Genomic DNA, 24,833 nt, shown 5'->3' on the forward strand with positions numbered 1-24,833 from the left:
TAGATGTTGCAAATATCGGTTGTCATACCTGTTTTTAACGAAGAAGAGTCATTGCCTGAGCTGGTTTCCTGGATCCACCATGTGTTGAAAAAGCAGGGGTTTACCTACGAGATTCTCTTGGTAGATGACGGCAGCACAGATGGATCTTGGGAGGTAATCCGAAGATTGGCAGGCAGAGACAGCGTGGTGAAGGGCATTGGTTTCAACCGGAATTATGGCAAGTCTGCTGCCTTGGACATCGGCTTCTCCAAAGCGAAGGGGGACGTGGTGGTTACCATGGATGCGGATATGCAGGATTCTCCGGACGAGATCGCCGGACTATACCGAATGATCAAGGAGGAGGGTTACCATTTGGTGTCCGGTTGGAAAAAAGAGCGCCATGATCCCATTACCAAAACGATCCCTTCCAAGTTTTTCAATGCGGTGACACGCCTTATTTCGGGCATCAAGCTTCATGATTTTAATTGTGGGCTAAAAGCCTATCAGAACAAGGTAGTGAAGAATATCCACATCTACGGGGAAATGCATCGCTATATCCCTCTGATAGCAAATTGGCAGGGATATGGAAAAATAGGGGAAAAGGTGGTATCTCATCAGCCCAGAAAGTACGGAACGACCAAGTTTGGGATCGAGCGGTTTATCAATGGATTTCTGGATTTGATTTCGGTTTCCTTTGTCAATCGGTACCGTAAAAACCCCATGCATTTTTTTGGTACCCTAGGTACCATTTCATTTCTCTCCGGCTTTATCATTACATTCAAGTTGGTGTACGAAAAAATTCAGGGATTGCGCCATGGACTATCTGTTCGAGAAATTACAGATCAACCGCTTTTTTTTCTGGCTTTGGTGGCCTTGATAGTGGGAGTGCAGCTATTTTTGACCGGATTTCTGGCCGAGATGATGACCTCTAATAATTCCAGGCGATCCGATTATACCATTTCGGAGGAGATTAACTTAGAGGATTGATGCTGTTTTCAGTTATCATTCCCGTATTTAACCGTCCAAAGGAGCTCATGGCCCTTCTAGACAGCCTTTCAGGGCAATGCTATAGGGATTTTGAAGTCATCGTGGTGGACGACGGGTCGGATATTACCTGTGAGGCGGAAGTTCTTTCCCTGCAGGACTCCATGAATCTAACGTACGTGTACCAGCAAAATTCCGGGCAGGGGTTTGCTCGTAACAAAGGAATGCATCAAGCGAACGGGAATTTTTTTATTTTTTTGGATTCGGATTGCATACTACCGACAGACTACCTAAGTAAAGTGGCTGAAGCCGTTAACGTGAAAGGTTTAGATGCCTTTGGGGGTCCCGACCGCGCGCGGGATGACTTCAATCCGTTACAGCAAGCCATGAACTATAGCATGACCTCCTTCTGGACAACGGGAGGCATACGTGGAAAGATGAAAGATCCCGCTAAATACCAGGCAAGAGGATACAATATGGGGTTTTCGAGGGAGGTTTTCGAGGAAGTCGGAGGCTTTCGAGATGCAAATCGGGCAGAGGATATAGAAATCAGTCTACGCATCAAAAAGGCTGGGTTTAGGCTGGAACTGGTTCAGGAAGCATGGGTCTACCATCATCGGAAGAGCACACTCTGGGGCTTTGCCAAACAAAGCCATCAATTTGGGAGAAATAGAATACACGTAAACCGACTACATCCTGGGGCAATGCAGTTGGTTCACCTGCTGCCCTTGTTTTTTTTGATCGGGATGTTGATGCTACCGGTACTTTATGGCTTTTTTCCGGGGCTTTTTGCTGTAGGTGCTACACTTTTTGGTTGTTGGGTATTGGCCATTTTGGTGTCAGCATCCTTCGAGACAGGCTCTCTCAGAGTGGGTCTCTTGGCTGTCCTTACGTCCTGTATTCAGCTTGCGTGCTATGGGGCTGGGATTGCGTACGGGCCCTTCCAGTCAAAATGAGCTTGGCAGCACCACTCTGGAAGTGTTTCGCCTTTCCCGAAGGTTAGATGCTACGTGCCTTTTGTGCAAAAGAAAAGGATTTCCTTTGGCGGGAGCGCGTGCCGAATGATAGTCTCTTCCGGCAAGGTTTTGACGAATGTATTTTCCTGTACGTGTAGGCCCGATTTACTGAGCCGGGAGGCATAGTCTCTGCCGTATTTTCGTACGTGATCCCGCTGCCCAAAAAGCCTTTCACGCTCAGAAGGGTCGGTGACAGTAGCATCCTCCAGCGTGGTGTCCATCTCGTATACCGGGGATTGTATGATACCCCAGCCAGTATTTTTCAGTACCCGATTGATTTCCCGGCAGGCTTGTATATCGTCCTGTACATGCTCCAGCACGTGGTTGCAAAAAACCACGTCAAAACTATCGTCGGCAAAGGGGATTTGATGTATGTCCATTTTAACTTGGGCAAGGGGAGACTCCAAGTCTCCGGTGATGTACTCCAAATTGGAGAGTTTGGCAAAACGATCGATAAAGCAATGTTCCGGAGCGACGTGAAGCACCTTGAGTTCTTGGGTGAAAAAGGTAGTTTTGTCTTTCAAAAATAACCACATTAACCGGTGTCTTTCCAGAGCTAAACAATTTGGACATAGGGCGTTTTCTCGGGCTTTTCGGCCATAGGGAAGGAACTTCCGAAACGATTTCCCGCACACATTGCAGGTGACATTTTTGCCGGAATAGAATAAAACACTTACTTTTAAAAAACTATGGCTGAATAATTGAAGGTATTTTCTTGGAACATAACGGATTACCCAGCTTATTAATGTTTTTGTCATAACGTGGTTTTGTAGAAACAGCCGTGCAAGATAATCAATCTGATTTGATTGCCTTTTCGAAAAACAGAGAAACTGAACGATTTGAAAATTATGTCAGTGGTGATATAAGTGGGTTACTGGGTTCGTTTCTAACATTGAAAAGTTTAAATTTGTAGATGTAAATTGCAATTTGATGAATAAGAACTTAATATATGTGGCCATCGGCAGTATCGTAGTGATTACCATCCTGTACTTTTCGCTGGGGTCAAACCGCGTAGGGAGTGGCAATGAACTAACGGCTACGGTCCGGATGGGCAAGTTTAAAGTGGAAATTACGACAACAGGTGAGCTCGAAGCGTTGCGCTCTGTACAGGTATTTGGGCCATCAGATGCCCGACGCTTTCGAATAGGAAGTTTTACTATTGATAAGATGGTGGACGAGGGAACGGTGGTGAAGCAGGGAGATTTTATCTGTTCGATCGATAAGACAGAGTTGTTCGGGCGGCTGGAAGACAAGCGGCTGGAGCTGGACCAAACAAGGGCGCAGTACGAACAAATACAATTGGATACCTCGCTCAATCTTCGGCAGGAGCGGGATAATATACTCAACATGGAGTATATCGTTCAAGAGCAGGAATTGATTTTGGAGCAGTCTCAATATGAGCCACCGGCTATCATCAAGCAGAACCAGTACAATATGGAAAAAGCCAAGCGGGAGCTCAGCCAGGCAAGGGAACGCTACCGTATAAAAACGCTGCAAGAAAGGGCCCGAATGGTAGAGATTGGTGCAAAGCTACGCGAGGTTCAGACGGAGGTGGATCAGATGATTGAGGTCTTGGATAAATTTGTGGTAAAAGCACCGCAAGATGGCATGGTGATCTATGTAACCAACCGTGGTACCAAGGTTCGGGAAGGGTCTCAAATCAGTTCTTGGAATCCTGTAGTGGCGACCTTACCCGATCTGACCACCATGCAGAGTATCACCTACGTGAATGAAGTGGATATTCGCCGTGTCAAGATCGGACAGGAGGTAGAGATAGGCTTGGATGCATTTCCCGATAAGCGGTTTAGTGGAAAGGTAACTAAAGTAGCCAATGTGGGACAGCAGCGTCCAAATTCCGATGCAAAAGTGTTTGAGGTAATCATTCGGATTCATGAAAGTGATGACCTGTTGAGACCTTCGATGACTACCAGTAATGCCATCATAGCCGACCAGCTAGACAATGTGCTGTACGTGCCATTGGAGGCGATCAATGTGGAGAATGATTCGATCAATTATGTGTACCTAAAGAGTGGGGTGAAGCAAGAGGTAATGATGGGCTTGACCAATGCCAACGACGTGGTGATTGAAAAGGGATTAAATCAAGGTGACAAAGTGTATCTTTCCACTCCCAATTGGGGAGAAAACTTAGCGGTTAAATTATTGGACGAGCTGAATGGAAAGCGAAGTTTGGATCGTGACGAACCGAGAGTTACCGCAGATCGAGCCCAGGGATTTGTTCCTTAGCCTTTGGTCAGACTACCCATTTTCCGTACGGCAACCAAAACACGAAGTATGATTAATGAACGGCTTTTAGCTAATTTTTATATTGCCTTTGAGGCTGTTTTGGCCAACAAAATACGCTCCTTGTTGACAGCGTTGGGAATTATTTTTGGAGTGGCAGCGGTGATTGCTATGCTGGCGATTGGTACAGGTGCGCAACAGGAAATCATGGAGCAGATTAAGCTGGTGGGGGTAAACAACATTGTGATCCAACCGGTAGTGCAACAGGTGGAAGAGCAGGTCGATGAAAACAGCCTGTTAGAGATGGAAAGAGCAAAGTTTTCACCTGGACTCAAGCTTCAGGATGTGGAAGCGATAAAAGCTACGATTCCCGGAATCAAAAAAATCAGCCCCGAAATTGTCTTTGATACCCATATTGTCAAAAGTGGGCTGAGGCGATCTGCGAAGTTGGTGGGAGTGACGCCGGCCTACTTTGATGTGCTGGATTTCCGGCTAAAGGAAGGACGGATGTTTAGCGAAAAAAACCTCGTAAAGGGTGATGCGGTCTGTATTATCGGGCGTAGTGTGCAATCCAGGTTTTTCCCAAAGGAAAACCCCATAGGAAAGCGGATCAAAAGCGGAAACCAATGGTTGGAGGTGATTGGTGTGTTGGAAGAGCGGGTCGTTTCCGAATCCAGTATATCGAAGCTAGGGATCCGGGATTTCAACATGGATGTGTATATTCCGGTTCAAACCATGCTGATACGGTTCAGAAACCGGGATTTGGTCACCCAGTCGGCCCTGATGGGGTCTGAATCCGGAACTTCCCGTGCTAATTATCACCAACTGGACAAATTGGTGGTGCAAGTAGAGGAAAGCGAGATGTTGACACCCACTGCCGAGGTGCTTTCCAAGATTTTGGAGCGCAGGCATTTTAATGTGGTAGACTTTGAAATCACCATTCCGGAGCTGTTATTGAAGCAGCAGCAGCGTACACAGAATATCTTTAACATCGTACTGGGGGCGATCGCCGGCATTTCACTTTTGGTCGGGGGGATAGGGATTATGAACATTATGTTGGCCTCGGTGATGGAAAGAATAAAAGAAATCGGACTAAGACTTTCGTTGGGAGCAAAAAAATCCGATATTGTAAATCAGTTTCTTTTCGAGGCAGTGATGATCAGTATTTCAGGCGGAATCATAGGCGTTATTTTGGGAGTGGTGTTGGCCCACATGGTTTCTACCTTTGCGGAATTTCCGACGGTTATCACGATGCCTTCGATTATTTTATCGTTTGGAGTGGCTGCCACGGTGGGGTTGGTCTTTGGGATCATGCCAGCCAGAAGAGCCGCGAGTCAGGACCCTATAACTTCCCTTCGTTATGAGTAAAAATTACGGCATTCTTTTCCTTGCCTTTTCGTGTTTTTTGGCGGTTTCGTCAGCTTTTGCCCAGGAGGTCACACAGTTTACATTGGATGAAATCATTGCCAGGGCAAAGGCCCAGTCTCCCGCAGCGCTTCAGGCGGAGACCCGGCGAGAAAACCTCTACTGGAGTTACCGACTATTCCGCTCCAATTATAACCCACAGCTTTTCCTCTCAGGTACCCTGCCTCGTTACAGCCAGGAGTTTGCCAGCGTAACCCAGCCGGACGGTACGGTGGAATTTAGAGAGGTACGCCAGAATCTGATGGACGTGGAGCTTGGGCTTCGGCAGGAAATTGCAGCTACAGGAGGCACTATTTCCGTCAATAGCAGCACCAACCGGTTTGATAACTTCATGGCATCCAATTTTGACCCTCAGACGCGTTGGAGTGGGGTGCCGGTCAATATCAGGTTACAGCAGCCAATTTTTGCTTTTAACCGGCTAAAGTGGGATAAGCAGATAGAGCCGCTTAGGTACGAGGAAAGTAAGCGGGGCTACGTCGAAGAGATGGAGAATATCGCCCAACGGGTTTCGGCCATGTTTTTTGATTTCCTGGTTGCCCAAGTGGATCTGGAGATCGCCTCTAAAAATTTAGCGAACTCCGAAGCCATTCTTCAAATTGAACGGGGACGGTACAATATTGGAACGACCTACGAGGACAAGTTACTACAGGTAGAACTGCAAGTATTGCAAGCCAAACAGGATTTGGCTAGAGCAAGGCTTCAGATGGAGACAAGTTCACTGGCACTAAAGTCCTATGTGGGATTAAACGAAGCATTAACTATTAATCTCATATTGCCGGCTGACATTCCGTCTTTCGGGATAGATGTCCAAGAGGCGATCGACCGGGCGTTTCAAAATCGTTCCGATGCCGTTTCGTTTGAAAGGGAAAGGATAGAAGCAGAAAGCATTGTGGCTGCGGCGAGAGGACAACGCTTTCAGATGAACCTGAACGCTAGCTACGGGTATAATAATGCTGCGTTGGATTTTCGGGAAATTTACACCAATCCTAACACGCAGGCTTTGGTGAGTTTGGGAGTAGGCGTCCCAATTTTGGACTGGGGCAGAAACAAGGCCCGTATGAGTCAGGCCAAGGCCAACCAAAAACTGATAAACTACACCCTTGATCAGGAAATCATCAACTTTGAGCAGGAGATATTTACCAAAGTAAAAAACTTTGAAATGCTCCGCGATCGAATCGCGATTACAGAGCTTTCCGACCAAGTGGCGGATAAGCGGTACGAAATCTCCTTTAAGCGTTACCAAAATGGCAACGTCACCATCACCGACCTTGGGATAGCGCAGTTGGACAAGGACCAAAACAGGCGAGCCTATATCGAGTCACTTCGGGAGTTTTGGACTGCCTATTATGAGATGAGGTCGTTGACCTTGTTTGATTTTGAAAAAGGCGAGCTTTTGTATAATCCCACTTTGGAATAGTACTGGATTTCCGTTGATTGATAGCTCATTCGATACATGATTGAAGTTACCTGCGCAGTGATTTGTCAGGGTGGCCTTGTCCTGAGTGTCAGGCGATCCATGCATAAGCCTCGCCCTGGAAAGTGGGAGTTTCCAGGAGGTAAAGTGAAGGCAGGAGAATCGGAAGCCGATTCGCTGAAACGTGAGATTTTGGAGGAGCTGAATGTGGATATAGTTATCGGCGTGAAGCTGATTCCTGTTGACCATTGCTACCCGGACATTCAGATACGACTCATTCCTTTTTTGGCAGAGATCAAGAGCGGGAATATTCGGCTGGTAGACCATTCCGAGATGGTATGGTTACCGCTGGAAAAGCTGCACGAATTGGATTGGTCGGAGGCAGACTTGGGTGTACTTTCTCAAGTGAAAGCAACTAGTGTCAGTAGAAGTCTTGCCAAAGGGAGAGATTCAGAAATAATCTAAGTGCGAATAAACAAACAAGCCCAGCAGAAATAGTTTCCGCTAGGCTTGATTAGGTATTAAATATTAGTTGGTTTGGTATTGTACTATCTAAATACGTATTTCAATCCGATTCCAGCCCTGAAATAATTTCCGGAATGTCTCGGAAAAATGGGGCTGGCCTCCATCATGAAGCCGAAGTGCCGATTGGCAGTGAATGGCTTTATAAATAATCCTAACGGTATTCCCAGATAAAGGTTTTCCCTAGGCTCATTTCCGAGGTGAAATCCCGAGTAAAAGTTTACATCCTCCCGTTGCACGAAGTTATAACCGAAGGTTCCTTCTATGCCGACCCTCCTTCCAGTAGATACTCGTGCTTCTCCGAAAATTTTTTGATCCGGATCGGTACCGATGCTGGCAAACGTACTAGAACTAAGTCGATACACACCGGCGCTGATCTGTGCGTTGGCAGTCGCTATCCAGCCGAAAAAAAGTAGGGAAGTGATCAAAAGAATCTTGTTCATATCAGTTGATTTGTTGTTGTAACGAGGAAAATCAAATTTCTTGCCAAATTCTAGTGATGTCCCGTGGGTTAGGGAAGGTTTTAGGCCTACAAAATGGGCAGTAATGGCTACAGCAATGGCAAATGATCCGAACGGTTAATAAGACTTATTGTCACAGAACGGCGGGGTTTTAGTCTGTTGACAGGTGCAAATTGCGAATTCTCCGGTGTGGGTGGGGAAAAATTTCAACGGTTTCATTTCTGATTTTCGATGAGAGCCATCACAAAAAGGTGAATTGGTACTATGGCCACAGGTGCACCAAGCCGCTCGCAGGGTGGCCTTAAGATGTATTCGCAGAGGCTTGCAGGGGTTATGGGAGTCATTTGAGGCACTCATTGGCAGATAGAAAAAAAGGCAGCCAATCTTCTTGGCTGCCTTTTGTAGTTTAGGGGATCTTCACTTAATGTGCAGCTGCTACACCCACGGGTGCTTTTACATTTTTCTGCCAGAAGAAGAAAATGATGAAAAGGACCACCAGAATACCGGGGAAAGCAACCATGTTAAGGAGGGTTGCCTGCCCGGCTGCCAATTCCAGTTCTTCGCCTGTTAGGCCTTGCGCAGATTTTGAGGCCATATTACCATCAATCCAACCACCAATAATGGGCTGGAAGATAGCTGTAGAGAACATACCCACGCCACCGATGATGGACATACCCAGCGCGCCGCTCAGTGGCACGCGCTGCGCCACTGCTCCGATCATAACCGGCCAGAAATAGCACACACCTAAAGCGAAGATGATCGCTGCAAAGTAGGCAACACCTCCGGTCACTACACTAAAGAGGTAGATTCCGATGGTAGCTAAGATTGCCCCAGATAGAAGGACACCTGTTTGGCCCAATTTGGCTACAACTGGTCCAGCAAAGAACCGACCCACGGCCATGATGCCGGTAGTCAACGCAAGGATCAACATCGCGTTTGCACCGCTTTTGCTCAATACGATATTTACCCACTGTTGTGGTCCGAATTCAGTGATGGCGGTAAGTGCCATGGTGAAAAACAAAAACAAGAAAACGGGGCTGATCATCGCCTTGAAGTTTTCTGCCAAAGAAGTTACTCCTTCCACTTTTGGCTTGGGGAATGCTTTTCCGTAGAATAGGACTGCGTAGATCACGGTAGGAATCATCAATACCCACATTTGGGTCTGCCAAGCACCCATCACACCACCCATGGATGTCATAATGTTGGAAATGATCGCTCCTAGCATGATGCCTCCAGGGAACCACATGTGGAACCTGTTCAACATTTTGTTCATTTTGTCGCCGGAGTACATGTCTGCAATCATGGGGTTACATGCAGCCTCAGTACACCCGTTTCCGAACCCGATAAAAAGGGTGGAGATCAATAGCGTGGTGTATCCGCCAGCGTAGATGGTGAGCAGGATACCAAGCGTGTGGGCAACAAACGCGACCCGCATAATATTGGCAGGTCCGAAGGTGTGATAAACCAACCCTCCGATGATCATGGAAATCGGGAATCCCAAAAACCACATGGAATTGATAAAGCCCAACTGCTCGGCACTGAGGCCAAACTGCTCTCCAAGTTGGGGAAGAATCCCTGCCCGAATAGCGAACGTAAAGGCGGTGGTGATCAAGGCAAAGCAGCTTCCGTTAAAAAGCGCGCTTCGGTTAATGTTTTCGTTCATTGACTTTGGGTTTTGAATGAGTTAGAAAATGTTTTTAGGTTGATTAACTGATTTGTTGCGACAATATAAAAAAAATTGAACTTACCATCGAAAATAACTATCAAATATTCCCGAAAAATTTGATGGACAAAGTATTTAAATGGTTAAACGCATTGGTAGCCATATTTTTAAACTTTTCGGTATACAGATATGCCCCTGATTGGGAATATTTATTCTTTTTGATGCCTTAAACGTTTGTAAATTTATGACAACGTTTAATAAACTATAAGATTAGGTTATAATAAAATAGATTAAAATGTATTTTAAATATATAAAAAAACACTTGGTGTTTTAATACAAATATAAAAAAAAAATTAAATAAAAAAAAATCAATTAAAATAATATCTATTTTGATTATTTATGTGTAATAAAAAAGTATAATAATTATAAAAAAATAGTAATTTTGAAAAATGACGTTAAATAATTTTTTTATGTCTACGCAGTTTCCTAGCTTTACCCTAATTTATTTTTCTTAGTGGCAGAACAGTTAGATATGGAGACAGGAAGAATCAATTTGTTTGTCCACGAAATGGTGGAACACATGGTTGGGGAGTGGAGTGAGCATGAGGCAGTAGTTTTTCGATCGGAATCACTCACCTACCAGCAATTAGATGCTAAAGCAAATGGTTTTAGTGGGGAGATATTACGGAGGTTTCCAAGCGAACAGCTAATTGGACTGAGTACCACACGGAATGTGGGCTTAATTGCAGGTATGTTAGGTATTTTAAAGGCAGGAAAGGCCTATGTTCCGCTGGATCCTAGCTACCCCCAAGCTCGAATTGAACAGATACTGGGCAATGCAAGCCTAAAAACTGTATTATGTTTGCCAGAGGAAGCTGATTTCTTCAGGTCTTTGGGACTTGATGCCATCCCTTTGACATTGGATCGTTTTGTTTCCCATAGAAATACCACGCCTGAGTTTTCCCAGCCCAACGCCTGTATACTGTATACCTCTGGATCCACGGGAATTCCAAAGGGAGTCTGTGTACCACATGCGGGCTTAGTGAATTTTCTGGAGCACCACATTCAAACCTCAGAGGCTAAAATTGGTTCGAAGTCGGCGCAATTTTGCCATATAGGCTTTGATGTTTCCATGGATGAAATCTTTGTACCACTGGTCACAGGAGGCACTGTCCATTTACTTTCCGATGAACTTCGTCTGGACTCAAAGGCACTTTTGGATTACATCGTGAAAGAAGAGATAAATCGACTATACCTGCCATTTGTTGAGCTACAGTATTTTGCAGAGGAGGCGGTTAGGTCCTCAATCTTTCCGTCCACTTTACAAGAAATCACGACTGCCGGAGAGGCGTTAAAGATCTCTCCCCCTATAAGGAAGCTTTTTACAAATTTAGAAGGGTGCCGGTTTAACAATAAATACGGGCCTACCGAGACTTGTATTTATGCTACCGAGTACCGGTTGCCCGCAGACCCTGCTACCTGGGATGAACTGCCCTGTATAGGAAAGCCACTATCCGGTGTGAAAATCCATATGTTGGATGAGAAATTGCAGGAGGTCCCTTTGGGTCATACCGGCGAAATATGCGTAAGTGGTGTTTCGGTTGCAAATGGCTACCTCAACAATCCGGACCTAACGGCTATGTCGTTTCTCTCTTGGACCGATAGCGATGGCCAAACCACCAAACTGTATCGCACGGGAGATTTGGGCCATTGGCTGCCAGACGGGAACATACAGTTTGAGGGAAGGCGGGATCAGCAGGTCAAAATCAGAGGAAATCGCATCGAGGTATCCGAGATTGAAATTTGTCTTATGCAAATGCCATCGGTAAGGCAGGCCGTTGTTGTTGCTAGGGAAGAGATAATTGGGAATAAGTATTTGGCGGCTTATCTGGTAATGGATGAAGGGGACTTGGAAATAGAGGCCGTGCAGGCGCACCTGAACCGTTCCCTTCCTACTTACATGATCCCCTCCTTTTTTATTCAGTTGGATGAACTTCCCAAGACTAGTAGTGGGAAAATCGACCGAAAGCAGTTGCCTGTTCCGGTTCATAAGCGGCCCGCTTTAAAGACACTATTTCGCAGGCCAAAAACAACGCTGGAAACGCAATTGTCGGAGATTGTTCGCACCGTATTTGGCTTTGATCAGATTGGTGCAGACGATCATTTTTTTGAACTGGGGGGCAACTCCCTGCTGGCCCAAAAGGTAGTGGCCGAGATTTATCATCAATTGGGGCGCCGCTTGCCTATCACCAAGCTATACCAGGCTCCAACAGTGGGAGGAATGGCTGCTTATTTTGAACCACCGTCTCAACAAATAAGTAGCAGGAAAAAGGGACATGCAGCGGGAGATTCTCCCAAAGGTATTGCCATCATCGGCATGGCCGGTCGTTTTCCGGGGGCGGATACTGTGGAAGATTTCTGGAGGGTATTGACGAATGGGGAAGAAAGCATTACTTTTTTTGAAGATTCGGAACTGGACCCTTCGGTTACCGAGCAGCTTAGGAAAGATCCCTCCTATGTGAAGGCTAGGGGAGTGATCAATGGGGTTGAGTATTTCGATCCGGGATTTTTTGGCATAAATGCGAAACTGGCTTCTCTGATGGACCCGCAGCAGCGGGTATTTTTACAGGTTGCTTGGGAAGCATTGGAGGACGGAGGCTATTTTCCGCAATATGGCCAGGATCAAATCGGTGTTTTTGCTGGCTGTTACACCAATAATTATTACATCAATCATGTAATCCATCACCCTGAACTGATTCAGCAGGTTGGGGCTTTTCAGGTAGCCACGGTTAACGAAAAAGACTATATCTCTTCCCGAGTGGCCTATCACTTGGATTTGAAGGGTCCTGCGGTAAGTGTATTTTCAGCCTGTTCCACTTCTCTTTTGGCCATAGCCCAGGCGGTGGAAGCGATACGTTCGCGAAAATGCACCATGGCCCTTGCCGGAGGCGTATCCGTCAGCGCGCCCTATAAAGTTGGCCACCGCTACGAGGAAGGTTCCATGCTCAGTGCTGACGGGCATTGTAAGCCGTTTCAGAAGGGCTCCACTGGCACGTTGTTCAATGATGGGGCAGGGGTGGTTTTGTTGAAGGATTTGGAAGACGCTGTCCAAGATGGCGATTTTATCTATGGAGTGATCAAAGGGATCGGTATCAATAACGACGGTGGAGAGAAGGGGAGCTTTACGGCACCCAGTGCAACCGGGCAGGCAGGCGCTATCCGCATGGCACTGGACGATGCGGAGGTCGACCCTCGGCAGATTCAGTATGTGGAAGCCCATGGTACGGGCACGCCCATAGGAGACCCGATAGAGGTAGAAGGGCTAAAACTCGCTTTTGGCGTCGATGATCAATTTCAGTATTGTGCGCTAGGCTCAGTTAAAAGCAATATCGGCCACCTGACTGCAGCAGCAGGAGTAGCAGGTACCATAAAAACTGCCTTGGCACTCAGCAAGAAGTTTATTCCCCGTTCCATAGGTTACGACACACCAAATCCTGCAATTGACTTTGTACAAACGCCATTTTTTGTGAACACCAAATACATCCCTTGGCCATATAATGACAATCGTTTGGCCGGGGTTAGTTCTTTTGGGGTAGGAGGCACCAATGTTCACTTGGTGCTTGAAGGCTTTGATAATCCAGAGGTGAGTGATTCACCTCTCCGAAATTCTCAGTTAATTTGTTGGAGTGCCAAGTCAAACGGGAGTCTTGAGAAATACCGGGAGCGGCTATTGGCGTTTTTGCAAGCACACCCGGACACACCACTTGATAGGATTGCTGCGACCCTCCATACCAAACGGGCAGGGTTTAACCACAGGAGTTTCGTGGTGGCCGATTCCGTAAGCAGCTTGATCTCCCAATTGAAAAATACATCGGGGGAAGCGATGCAATCCGGGGTATTGACCCACATGCCTGGAGATATCGTGTTTACGTTCCCTGGACAGGGTGCCCAATTTCCCAACATGGGCAAAGGCCTTTATTTGGCGGAGCCTGTATACCGCCAGGCAGTGGATACCTGTGCGGAGCTACTCGAGGTGCATTTGAAGGAGGATATCCGTCAGGTGCTGTATCCAGCCTTGGGAGCCCGGTTGGATGAAGAAAAGATTCATAATACAAAATATACCCAACCTGCGATTTTTATTACCAGCTATGCGTTGGCAAAACTCTGGATGCATTGGGGCGTGCGGCCGTCCACGATGTGCGGGCATAGCATTGGAGAGTTTGTAGCGGCCCATCTCTCGGGGGTGCTGAGTCTAGAGGATGCGTTGTATTTGGTCGCTGTCCGGGGCAGTATGGTGTCTGAACTTCCAAAAGGCAGCATGCTTTCTGTACGGCTGGAGCCCGATCAGCTAAAGGTCAGCTTACCAGGTGGCCTATCCATAGCAGCGATCAACAGCCCCAATGCCGTGGTTGTCTCAGGCGAAGACGATCTTATTTCGGAGTTCTCAAAGACATTGGACCGGCAGGAGATTCCGAACCGGGTATTGGCCACTAGTCATGCATTTCATTCCCATATGATGGATCCCATTGTGCCGGATTTTTTGGCCGTGGTCCAACAGGTTACCCTTTCTAAACCAACCATACCCTTCGTATCGACCGTAACTGGAACTTGGATCAAGGATGCAGAGGCGATGGATCCCACTTATTGGGCCAATCACCTCCGGCAAACGGTACGTTTCAGTGATGCATTGGCCACAGTTGCCATGATGGAGAGCCCTTTGGTGTTGGAGGTAGGCCCGGGTACAGTTACCAGTGCGCTTGCCAGGCAACAAATAGGCCGAAACGTGGGCGGGATTTTTCATTCCATGGACCGCAGTGGTGCTGCAGACTCCAGCTCTTTGCTTCAGGTTTTGGGGCAACTGTGGCTTGAAGGACACCTACCCGATTGGAAGGCATTTTATGGCAGCAATAAGCCGGCAACCTGTAAATTGCCGCATTATGCATTTGAGCAAATCCGTTGTTGGGTAGAGCCAGGCAGATTCAGGGTAGATTCCGAACCAGCGAAAACCCACTCAGCCATTCCGGTGGGAACCAAGGTTCCAGAGGAAAAAACAGTGTCCGCGCCCCACGGACACTTGGATCCCATCAAAGGGAAATTGATGGAAATATTGGAAAATGCCTCTGGATTGCCCGCGGTTAGTATTCAAATGGATGGGTCATTTGTCCAGCAAGGATTTGACTCCTTGCTGCTAACGCAATTGGCCTTTACACTTAAAAAAGCCTTTCAGGTACCTGTTTCATTCAGGCAACTCAGCGAACAGTTTTCTTCTCCCGGCCAGTTATTGGCCTATCTAAGGGAAACCACCCGGTCAGAGACCGTAGCCGAAAAAAATACCGATGTACAGCCTGCATCTACCTCTTTTGATTCAAGTTGCCCTCCCGTGCCCAACGCCAAGCTGGGCCTCGACCAAAGCGGCAACCCAGCTTGGTTTTTGGAAGATGAAAAAAATCCGGGGAATTACTTACAGTTAACTTAATTTTTTCGTGATGAACGAATCAGCGCAAGCAAAACCCATAGGTTTCAACCCATTTGAGGGCAATCCCATCGAACGGATAATCCCAGTGATCCCACCACAACGGGAAATCTGGCTAGCCTGCAAGGTGGGCGGTGAAGAGGCAAACTTGGCCTACAATCAGGCCATTACCGTTCAGCTAAAGGGAAGCCTGAGAATCGACCTATTAAGGCAAGGTCTTTCCGTGCTGCTACAGGGGCATCAGTTGCTACGCAGCAAGATCAGTGGTAATGGGGAAAACATCATCGTCAGTCAAAAGGGTGACTTGGTGGTTGAGGAGTTGGATTTCAGTGTGTTGCAACCAGAAGTAACGGAAAAGGAGATAGCGGATTTTTACCAGCGCAATGCGTTGCGTGCCTTCGATCTCCAGCAGGGGCCATTGGTTCGCTTCACGGTCATAAAAAGGGAACCAGAGGATTTTCTGCTCAATATTACGGCTCATCATATCATTTGCGACGGCTGGTCATTGAATGTGATCGTTGAGGAGTTGGCCCGTAACTATTCCCTGCTATCGCAAGGTAAAAACCCTTTGGTAAACAGCGAGCCGGATTTTTCCGACTATGCGAAGAGCTTGCTGCAATTCGAGCGATCGGAGGAAGGTAAAGAAACCCAGCGCTATTGGGAGGAAAAATTTGGCGGGTATACCACCGACCTACCTTTGCCCCTGGATTTTTCACGTCCTTCATTGAGAACCTACCGTGCTGCAAGGGAAATCTATCGATTAGAGGCACGTCTAGCTGCCAGCCTACGTAGGATTGTGCAGGAAAATGGATGCAGCTTTGTAAACTTACTTTTGGCCGGTATGGAGGTGTCTCTGGCCAGTGTGTGCGGTAGAGCTGATGTGGTGATCGGATTGCCCGCAGCCGGCCAGGTGGTAAATGGGGATTTTGGCTTGGTAGGGCATTGCGTGAACCTATTGCCTATCAGGAGCATTGTTCCCAAGGAGGTTTCTTTTTTGAGCTATTTGCAGGAACGCAGGAAGGCGCTGCTCGATGATTTGGATCATCAGAATTTCACTTTCAGCAAACTCCTTGGTGGTATGCAGCGCTTCCGGGATTTTTCGAGGGTACCGCTTGTCCCGTTTGTATTGAATGTTGATTTGGAGTCGGGCGAAGGTCTTTCATTTGGAGGACTTAGCTCAAGCATGTCAAATGACCTCCGGGCGTACGAAAACTTTGAAATATTCTTAAATGTAGTAGGTTCGCCTACCGGTTTTTCATTTGAGTGGACGTATAACTCGGATTTGTTTTTGCCCAGCACCATCAATCGGTTGATGGAAAGTTTACTGGTTATTTTTGAATCGGTAAATGCTAATACAGCGGTCATGATTAGAGATATTCCGATAGGGGGTGCAATGCGTGAGGAGAAGACGATGTTTGCCGTTGCCAATCCGCGTAGCTACTCCATGGAGCGACCTTTTCAGCAGCTTTTTCACGAAACCGCTCAAAGGTATCCGGAATATCCAGCAGCTGCATTTGGCAACCATGACATGGATTACCGAGGATTGGATCGTGTTTCCAACCAATTGGCCAACTATCTTATACGTCGAGGTGCGGGACCTGATTCGGTGATAGGATTGGCGGTGGACCGCTCACTGGATATGCTGGTTGCCGTTATCGCCATTTTAAAGACTGGGGCCACCTATTTGCCGTTGGATCCGGAGTTTCCGTCGGAGCGCCTCTCTTACATGGTGGAAAACGCAAACGCCCAGTTAGTATTTGTCAATAAAGGGGGGAGCCACCTCTCCTTGTCAAACTCTGCTGAAATGATTGTGCTGGAGGAAGCAGTTCAGATGCTTCCCTCGGAAGATCCTTCCTTCCCCGTCATGACGGTAGGCCCTGATCAAGTGGCCTATATTCTTTATACCTCCGGTTCCACTGGACGTCCCAAGGGGGTGATGGTCACCCACAAAAACCTAACAAACCTACTGTTGAGCCTTAGGGAAGAGCTGGTTTTGACTCTGTCGGATAAATGGCTGGCCGTTTCAACTATCTCTTTTGACATTTCTATTAATGAGCTGCTGTTTCCATTGGTTTCGGGCGCTTCTGTCGTCATTGCAGATAGCAAGTTGGCTAAGGATGGGCAGCGCTTGGTATCAGCCGTACAGGAAAATGGCATCACCGTGTTACAGGCAACGCCGCCCACTTGGAGATTGATGCTGCAAGAGGGTTGGGGTTTTCAGTCCAGCTTGCGGGCAATTTCCACTGGAGAGGCCTTGGCAAAGGATTTGGCAGAGAAGCTTTTGCCAAGAGTTAAGGAATTATGGAATGGTTATGGCCCAACGGAGACCACGGTTTGGTCGTCCCTAAAGAAGATCAGCCTATCTGAGAATGGAGTCAACATTGGAAAGCCGATTGGCAACACGGTATTTTATTTGTTGGATGCGGTAGGAGGGCCGGTCAACAATGGGGAGCCAGGAGAGCTTTTCATAGGTGGCGCAGGGGTTGCTTTAGGTTACCTAAATCTTCCCGAATTGACCGCCGAGCGCTTTTTGATGGATCCATTTTCGGAAGCTTTAGGCAGCCGTATGTACAAAACCGGAGACCTTGCAGTATTGCTTCCTAACGGTGACTTTCAATGCTTGGGCAGACTGGACAATCAGGTGAAAATCCGGGGATATCGGATCGAGTTGGAAGAAATTGAGTACGCTTTGCAGAAGCTTGAAGGTATTAAGCAGGCCGTTGTGGGCGTACGAAGTTACGGACCGGGGGATGACAGGCTCGTGGCCTTTGTCAAACCGCTTACCCTGGATCAGCAGCTTTTCGAAGCCTATCAAAATGTCTGGAGAAACCAACTAAAAGCGGTGCTACCTCCCTATATGGTCCCAGTCGGATGGGTGATGATGGAAGATTTTCCATTGACGCCTAATAAAAAAATAGACAGGGCAGCACTTCCCAACCCTAACGAGATTGTGCAGTTGGGGCAGGAGTTTGATGACACGCTTAACGATGAGGAAGGTAAAATAGCCTCCATCTGGGCAGAGACCCTGGGCCTTCCACAGGTAAAGAAGCAAGACAATTTTTTTGACATGGGAGGTCATTCCCTTACCGCGGTAAAAATGATAGCCAAGCTGGAGCAGCTCCAGTCGAGGAAAATTCCCGTCATCACTGTTTTTCAATATCCTGTTTTCGGAGATTTCTGCTCCCATGTTTTGCCTTTACAGGAGGTTATTCCGGAAAATCCAGTGGAGGATTTCATTACCCCCGTCGAGATGCCGGAGATGGCCGATCTTACCTTTGAGGCCACGGAACCTCAGGCGGAAATATTTGCTGCCTGTTTGCTGGGAGGCGAAGACGCGAACAGGGCTTATAATCTATCTTTTTCGTTGGAGCTGAAAGGTCATTTAAATGTTCCGGCATTTGAGCAAGCACTGGCTTACCTTCAACGGCACGAGTTACTTCGGGCCACCTTTTCGGATGATGGCATGCAGATCCATGTAAGCGCAAAGCCATCAAACCCATATGAATACCGGGATATTTCTGCATATTCCCCTACCGAAATCCAATACTTTCTCGACCGTTTCAAGCAGGAGGGTGTGAATCAGGTTTTTGATCTGCAAAATGGCCCCTTGACTAAATTTTCGCTCATCAAGTTGTCGGGAAATACCCATTTGTTCACCATCATGGTGCATCACATCGTATGTGACGGTTGGTCTATTGACAATTTATTTAGGGAGCTCGGTGACCATTACCGTAGGCTTATCAAAGGAGAGGCGTTGTCACAAACGTTTCCGCCTGCTTTCAGTAGGTTTGCAACGGAAAAGCAAGCATACTACCATACAGAGGAGTATCGGGCCACCGGGGCTTATTGGAAGTCCAAATTTCAGGATGGCCTTCCTGTTTTGGAGTTGCCAACGGATCGTGAGCGCCTTCCCACCCGTAGTTTCGCCAGCAAACGAACGGATTTCTTCGTTTCCTTTGCAGAATCTTCCCATTTGACAAACAGTTCCAAGCACCTAGGTGCAAACACTGCGACGTTTCTCCGGGTGGTTCTTGAGGTTTTGTTGTATCGAGTATGCCGTCAGTCCGAGGTGGTGACGGGCATGCCTGTAGCGGGCCATTTGGAGCAAGTCGCGTACCACGACATGGTGGGCCACTGCGTAAATATGTTGCCCATAAGAGCGGAACTTAGCGGTGAACTCTCTTTTCGGGACTACCTCGATAAGAGAAAGCAGGAAATTTTAGCTGATTTTCAGCATCAGTCCTATACCTACGGTAGTATATTAAAGGATTTTAACGTCAGAAGAGATACGGGACGAGCTCCTTTGATATCATTTGTGCTGAATTACGAAAAGGCAGAGGATTTAAATTCTCTCTATCCGGGTATGGATGTTCGTTTGATTAGCAATCCACGGAGCTTTGAAAATTTTGAGATAGTACTGAATGTAAGCGAGGATGCACAGGGTCTTTGGTTCAACTGGGGTTTTCAAACCGCATTGTTTTCAGACAGCACGATCGCAAGGTGGCACAGGAACTTCTTGAAAATAGCCGAGACTATAGTCGCTGATCCGCATATTCGGCTGGACGATATGCCGCTATTGTATGACCAAGGGTTTCGCCCGGCTAGAATAGCTGGCGCATCAACGGCGTTGGAATCCGGCTTTTTGGAGCGATTTGCGCAAATCGCAAAAACCGCTGAAAACCAAGTGGCAATGGTCTTGGACCAAGTTTCCCTGACCTATGAGGAGTTGGATAAACGTTCCAACCAGTTTGCCAGATTCCTGATTTCCAGCCAAATTCAGCCAAATGACCGGATTGGATTGTACCTAGATCGAACTCCAGAGCAACTGCTGGCACTTTTGGGTATTTTAAAAGCGGGAGCTACCTATGTTCCGTTGGATGTTACCTATCCGCTAGATCGCGTGCAGACGATTATAGACCATGCCGACCTGAAGTTGATCCTTTCGAAGCGGGACAGAAGCTGGGTCTTTGATGATAAAAAGGTTGTTTACGACGTGGATATTTCGTCTAAAATTGCTCATTACGATACCAGTGCCCTAGGAAGACCAGCCGATGACTCCCAAATTGTCTATGTGCTTCATACCTCCGGTTCCACAGGCAGTCCCAAAGGCGTATGTATGGGGTACAGAGCATTGTCAAACTTGATACATTGGCAATTAGGGGCCTCTGTGGCAGGTAGGGAATGGAAGACAGTACAGTTTTCCCCGATTACGTTTGACGTGTCCTTTCAGGAAATATTCGCTACTTGGTGCAGTGGAGGCACGTTGGTGTTGATTTCAGACGAAGACCGCTTGGATGCAAATCGGCTATTGGATAAATTGGTGGATCAAGCAGTCAATCGCCTGTTTCAGCCATTTGTAGCACTGCAGGCGCTGTGTGAGGCAGCAGTTAACAGGGGTTTGTTTCCCGTGTCTCTGCGGGAGGTGATGACGGCAGGAGAGCAATTGCAAGTTACCCCGCAAGTAGTGGCTTTCTTTAAGCAGCTTCCAGGTGCGGTCTTGTTTAATCAATATGGTCCTACTGAAACCCACGTGGTGACCGAGCTACGGTTAGACGGGGATCCCAGTGCTTGGCCATCCCTACCTGGGATAGGAAGACCTATTAACAATACCACCATTTGCATATTGGGTCCGGGATCAGAGGAAGTTGGATTGGGCCAGGTTGGGGAACTTTGCGTGGCTGGATTTCCGCTCGCTGACCATTACCTTGGTTCCGAAGAGCTTACCCGGGAAAAGTTTTGTAATTGGGTCGATTTTCAAGGTCATACTTTTAGGATTTACAGGACCGGTGACCTGGCTAAGTTGACTTGGGACGGTAACCTAGACTTCTTGGGACGCGGAGACCATCAGGTGAAGATCCGTGGCTTTAGAGTGGAGCTGGGAGAGATAGAAACGGTGATAAATTCCCTCCCCTTTGTGGTTCAATCTGTGGTAAAAGTCCAAACGAACGGGATCGGTCAACAGGAACTGGTTGGCTATATACAAACCGCATCTTTGGGCAAACAGTCTATGAAACAATTGGGCAAGGACACTCAACCAATATCGGAAGCGGTTATTTCGGACCTATCAACTACGGAAGCTGGGCTAATTCTGAGCGAATTAAAGGGCAGCTTGCCCGCCTACATGCATCCCAAGATATTGGTAGCCATTTCCGCCTTTCCAAAAACTTCCAGTGGAAAGATAGACCGCAAGAGACTTCCCCAGGTTGAGGCATCCGATTATGTCTTTGGAAGCGAGGACTACATTCCCCCAAAGACGACAAACGAGCGATTGCTTTGCGAAATTTGGGCAAGATGGCTTAATCAGAAAGTGATAAGCGTCAGGGATAATTTCTTTGAACTAGGGGGCTATTCCTTGATAGGTATCAAGGTGATGGCTGAGATAGAAAAGGAGACCGGTATCCGCTTACCATTGATTACACTTTTCAATTATCCGACGGTAGAGCAGCTCGCTGGTCAGCTGGGGGCAAACAAAGAGTCCATCAAATGGGATTCACTGGTAGCCATCAAGCCGGAAGGGACGAAAAAGCCCATTTATATCGTTCATGGTGGCGGACTGAATGTGACACCTTTTTACAAATTAGTGGGTAAATTGGATCTAGATCAGCCCATCTACGGCATACAGGCAAGGGGCTTGAATGGGGTAGACGAGCCCTTCGAGACGATCGAGGAGATGGCTGCATATTACTTATCCGAAATATTGGACCAGAATCCATACGGCCCCTATATTTTGGCCGGGTATTCTTTTGGGGGAGTCATCGCTTTTGAAATGGCACAGCAGCTGACCCGTATGGGAAAGCAAGTTGACAAGCTGATTCTTTTTGATACCTACGCGAATCAGCATAAAAAACCCACCACTTTTAAGGAGCGGGCTTGGGTGGCCATACGGGACGAGATCGGCAAACGTGCCATTGAATTGAATTTGTTATTGAGGCACCCCAGGGTTTTCAAAAACAAAAAGGTAAGCTCCTACCGAAAAAAGAAGGCTGCGTTAATGAAGTTACTGGGCAGGACGCAAGCAGTAGACAAGGAAGGAATTATGGCTACTCAGGAACGAATCATCGCGATAAATAAGCGTGCAGCCTACAATTATCAAGCCCGTAAATACGACGGGGAAGTGTATTTCTTTCGCGCAGGAATTTGGGATTTCTATGAAACCGATCTGAAGTATTTGGGGTGGAAGCCTTTTGCAGACCGAATACAGGTTGTGCAAGCAGCCGGAGAGCATGTAGCCATGTTTGAAGACGGAAACGTGGAGTTGCTTGCAGAGAACCTACGACGCATACTCAAGGATTGAATGGCTGCGGAGTTTCGATTTGCGGACCATGGGGAATTTCCTGCCACGCTCGGGTCAGGCGATACCCCAGGGGTTAAGCTTTTTATGGTGGATACCGAAGTGGTGCCGCTTCCGATCAACTACCTGGATGTGGTTTCTGTTGAGGAACGGAAGAAGGCAAATTCCTATGCATTTGACTGGCTGGTAAAGCGGCATTTGATGGGGAGATTTTTTCTTCGTCAAGTGCTAGGTGCCGCACTTAACTTGGATCCGGGCAGCTTGTGTTTTGAAAGAGATCATCACGGAAAGCTAGGTTTGTGCGGAAACCAACGGGTAAACTTTAATCTTAGTTATTCGGGAAGAGTCGTATTAATAGCATTGGCTGATTTCCCCATAGGGGTAGATATAGAGCGAATTAATCCCACGTTCGCCTATCAGGATATTGTTGGGCATTATTTTTCGCCGGAGGAATCCCGCTATATTTCCAATGCCCGGGATTCGGCGGACGCTTTCTTTTTGCTGTGGACGAGGAAGGAGGCGGTTTTGAAAGCGGTGGGTATTGGATTGGTAGATGACTTGCATACGGTTCCTTCCATACGTACCAGCCATGTACGCGATATGGGTTCGAAACGCCTGTCATCGGGTACTTGGCAAGTCAACAGCTATACCTTTGCTGGACGTTTTCGGATAAGTATTGCTTGTCCAACGGCCTGCTATGGGGTGGATTTTTCATTTTTGGGAGATTGAACCGATTTTTTCTGGGGTGATTTTGACAGTAATTGATTGGTTTTATGTATATTCCTGCCTAATACATAAGGAATTATTCTCACAACCACGCCAACAAGTAAGCATGAAGCCAATTAAGAAAGAAGACGTAAGCCAAGAAGTATTTGATATTTACGACGAGTATGTTCACAGCAAGATAGATCGGAGGGATTTTGTCAGCCGTCTTTCCGCGTATGCGGTAGGAGGTATTACTGTGTCGGCATTGCTGGAGTTTTTGATGCCAAATTACGCGCAAGCAAGGCGTTTTGATCAGCGGGATCCCCGATTGATTTCCGAGTATGTCACCTATGATTCACCAAAGGGAGCTGGAACCATGAAGGGATTGCTCACCAGACCAGCAAATGCAACCGGAAAGCTGCCAGGAGTTTTGGTCGTTCACGAAAACCGTGGACTAAATCCGTACATAGAAGACACCGCTCACCAGGCGGCATTGGATGGTTTTGTGGCCTTTGCGCCCGATGCACTGACACCCTTTGGCGGATATCCCGGTACAGATGACGAAGGACGTACCATGCAGGCAAAGCGGGACAGAGAAGACATGTTGCAGGATTTTATTGCTGGCTATGAATTCCTAAAAACACAACCCCAGTGTATCGGCAAAGTTGGCGTAGTGGGCTTTTGTTTTGGAGGTTGGATTTCCAATATGATGGCTGCCAGAATCCCGGATTTGGGTGCAGCGGTGCCCTATTATGGAGGGCAGGCAACTGCTGAAGATGCAGCCCACATTAAGGCGCCGCTACAATTGCATTATGCAGAATTGGATACACGAGTGAACGAGGGCTGGCCTGCGTATGAGGAGGCGCTTAAGGCGAATGGGGTTGGTTACGAAGTTCATTTTTATCCTGCGGTAAACCACGGCTTTCACAACCATTCCACTCCGAGGTACGATAAAGAAGCGGCGGAACTTGCTTGGGGTAGGACTGTGGCGTTCTTTCGGCAGCATTTAGGCTAAAATGAGCTAAATAGTGTAAATATTTCATCAACCCTTAACCGTAGTTGCCATGAATTTGAACGAAAAAGGTATCGCGCTGATGCACGAGTTCGAGGGGCTGAGACTACAGGCCTATCTGTGTCCAGCCAAAATCCCTACCATTGGCTGGGGCAATACAAAGTATGAAAACGGTCAGCCTGTAAAAATGGGGGATGCCATCACCAAGGAAAGGGCCGATGAGCTTTTTCTGAATATCGCGAACGACTTTGCCAAGGGGGTCCGTAGGGTGGTTACCGCTCAACTGACGGATAACCAATACAGTGCCCTTGTCTGTTTTGCGTATAACCTAGGGCTGGGAAGTCTGCAGCGTTCTACGCTGTTGAAAAAGGTAAATGCAAACCCGGGTGACCCAACTATTCGGGACGAGTTTTTAAAGTGGACGAGAGCTGGAGGGCAGGTGCTACAAGGGTTGGTTAGGAGACGAGAGGCAGAGGCCAACCTGTATTTTTCCAGCTAATCCCAACTATCATCGTTTGGTCCTTGCATCCGAATCAAAGAGGGAAGCCATGTTAAAATAACGCTCAAAAAGCAGTGCGATTTCTTCTTTTCGCCTTGTGACACCAATGTGGATTCAGGGTGAGATCTCCGCGTGAAAATGAATGTAA

15 protein-coding genes are annotated in these 24,833 nt (G+C 47.4%); 11 read left to right on the forward strand and 4 right to left on the reverse strand.

Going from position 1 to position 24,833, the window contains the following annotated elements:
• The first annotated feature begins 3 nt into the window (after positions 1 to 3).
• Both JJU34_RS07250 and JJU34_RS07255 read left to right on the forward strand, forming a co-directional pair.
• A complete protein-coding gene (locus JJU34_RS07250; protein WP_228691668.1) occupies positions 4 to 966 on the forward strand; it encodes a glycosyltransferase family 2 protein in 963 nt (320 codons plus the stop codon).
• A complete protein-coding gene (locus JJU34_RS07255) occupies positions 966 to 1,919 on the forward strand; it encodes a glycosyltransferase (RefSeq protein WP_228691669.1) in 954 nt (317 codons plus the stop codon). Before JJU34_RS07250 ends, JJU34_RS07255 begins: the two co-directional genes overlap by 1 nt.
• Before the next feature lie 50 nt (positions 1,920 to 1,969).
• Here JJU34_RS07255 and JJU34_RS07260 read toward each other — a convergent pair whose 3' ends face one another.
• Positions 1,970 to 2,737: a class I SAM-dependent methyltransferase gene (locus JJU34_RS07260; protein ID WP_228691670.1), complete on the reverse strand. Its 768-nt coding sequence runs from the start codon at positions 2,735 to 2,737 to the stop codon at positions 1,970 to 1,972.
• 172 nt (positions 2,738 to 2,909) lie between these two features.
• Here JJU34_RS07260 and JJU34_RS07265 point away from each other — a divergent pair, with 172 nt between their 5' ends.
• The 4 genes from JJU34_RS07265 to JJU34_RS07280 are packed head-to-tail and all read left to right on the forward strand — an operon-like array spanning position 2,910 to position 7,524.
• Positions 2,910 to 4,223, forward strand: a complete 1,314-nt coding sequence (locus JJU34_RS07265; protein WP_228691671.1) for an efflux RND transporter periplasmic adaptor subunit — start codon at positions 2,910 to 2,912, stop codon at positions 4,221 to 4,223.
• Between the two features lie 48 nt (positions 4,224 to 4,271).
• Positions 4,272 to 5,588, forward strand: a complete 1,317-nt coding sequence (locus JJU34_RS07270; protein WP_228691672.1) for an ABC transporter permease — start codon at positions 4,272 to 4,274, stop codon at positions 5,586 to 5,588.
• A complete protein-coding gene (locus JJU34_RS07275) occupies positions 5,581 to 7,062 on the forward strand; it encodes a TolC family protein (RefSeq protein WP_228691673.1) in 1,482 nt (493 codons plus the stop codon). The genes JJU34_RS07270 and JJU34_RS07275 overlap by 8 nt, the downstream gene beginning before the upstream one ends.
• 36 nt (positions 7,063 to 7,098) lie before the next feature.
• On the forward strand, positions 7,099 to 7,524 hold the full coding sequence (locus JJU34_RS07280; RefSeq protein WP_228691674.1) for a (deoxy)nucleoside triphosphate pyrophosphohydrolase: 426 nt from the start codon (positions 7,099 to 7,101) through the stop codon (positions 7,522 to 7,524).
• Positions 7,525 to 7,607: 83 nt separating this feature from the next.
• Here the strand turns inward: JJU34_RS07280 and JJU34_RS07285 are convergent, their stop codons facing one another.
• The 3 genes from JJU34_RS07285 to JJU34_RS07290 form a co-directional block, all read right to left on the reverse strand.
• Positions 7,608 to 8,024, reverse strand: a complete 417-nt coding sequence (locus tag JJU34_RS07285; protein ID WP_228691675.1) for an outer membrane insertion C- signal — start codon at positions 8,022 to 8,024, stop codon at positions 7,608 to 7,610.
• Positions 8,025 to 8,159: 135 nt separating this feature from the next.
• Positions 8,160 to 8,399 carry a CDGSH iron-sulfur domain-containing protein gene (locus tag JJU34_RS21780; RefSeq protein WP_366512681.1) on the reverse strand — a complete coding sequence of 80 codons (240 nt, stop codon included), beginning with the start codon at positions 8,397 to 8,399 and terminating at the stop codon, positions 8,160 to 8,162.
• Positions 8,400 to 8,463: 64 nt separating this feature from the next.
• Complete coding sequence (locus JJU34_RS07290; protein ID WP_228691676.1) at positions 8,464 to 9,705, reverse strand: MFS transporter; 1,242 nt, start codon at positions 9,703 to 9,705, stop codon at positions 8,464 to 8,466.
• Between the two features lie 514 nt (positions 9,706 to 10,219).
• Between JJU34_RS07290 and JJU34_RS07295 the strand changes: the two genes are divergently transcribed.
• The 5 genes from JJU34_RS07295 (at position 10,220) to JJU34_RS07315 (ending at position 24,685) form a co-directional block, all read left to right on the forward strand.
• Positions 10,220 to 15,181: a polyketide synthase gene (locus JJU34_RS07295; protein ID WP_228691677.1), complete on the forward strand. Its 4,962-nt coding sequence runs from the start codon at positions 10,220 to 10,222 to the stop codon at positions 15,179 to 15,181.
• 10 nt (positions 15,182 to 15,191) lie between these two features.
• Positions 15,192 to 22,472: a non-ribosomal peptide synthetase gene (locus tag JJU34_RS07300; protein WP_228691678.1), complete on the forward strand. Its 7,281-nt coding sequence runs from the start codon at positions 15,192 to 15,194 to the stop codon at positions 22,470 to 22,472.
• The gene (locus tag JJU34_RS07305) at positions 22,473 to 23,198 is read left to right on the forward strand and encodes a 4'-phosphopantetheinyl transferase superfamily protein (protein ID WP_228691679.1); all 726 of its coding nucleotides are present in this window, start codon (positions 22,473 to 22,475) and stop codon (positions 23,196 to 23,198) included.
• Between the two features lie 103 nt (positions 23,199 to 23,301).
• The gene (locus tag JJU34_RS07310) at positions 23,302 to 24,189 is read left to right on the forward strand and encodes a dienelactone hydrolase family protein (protein WP_228691680.1); all 888 of its coding nucleotides are present in this window, start codon (positions 23,302 to 23,304) and stop codon (positions 24,187 to 24,189) included.
• Between the two features lie 49 nt (positions 24,190 to 24,238).
• The gene (locus tag JJU34_RS07315; RefSeq protein WP_228691681.1) at positions 24,239 to 24,685 is read left to right on the forward strand and encodes a lysozyme; all 447 of its coding nucleotides are present in this window, start codon (positions 24,239 to 24,241) and stop codon (positions 24,683 to 24,685) included.
• Positions 24,686 to 24,833 lie beyond the last annotated feature (148 nt).

Source organism: Lunatimonas sp. (assembly GCF_020832325.1).
Lineage (GTDB): Bacteria > Bacteroidota > Bacteroidia > Cytophagales > Cyclobacteriaceae > Lunatimonas.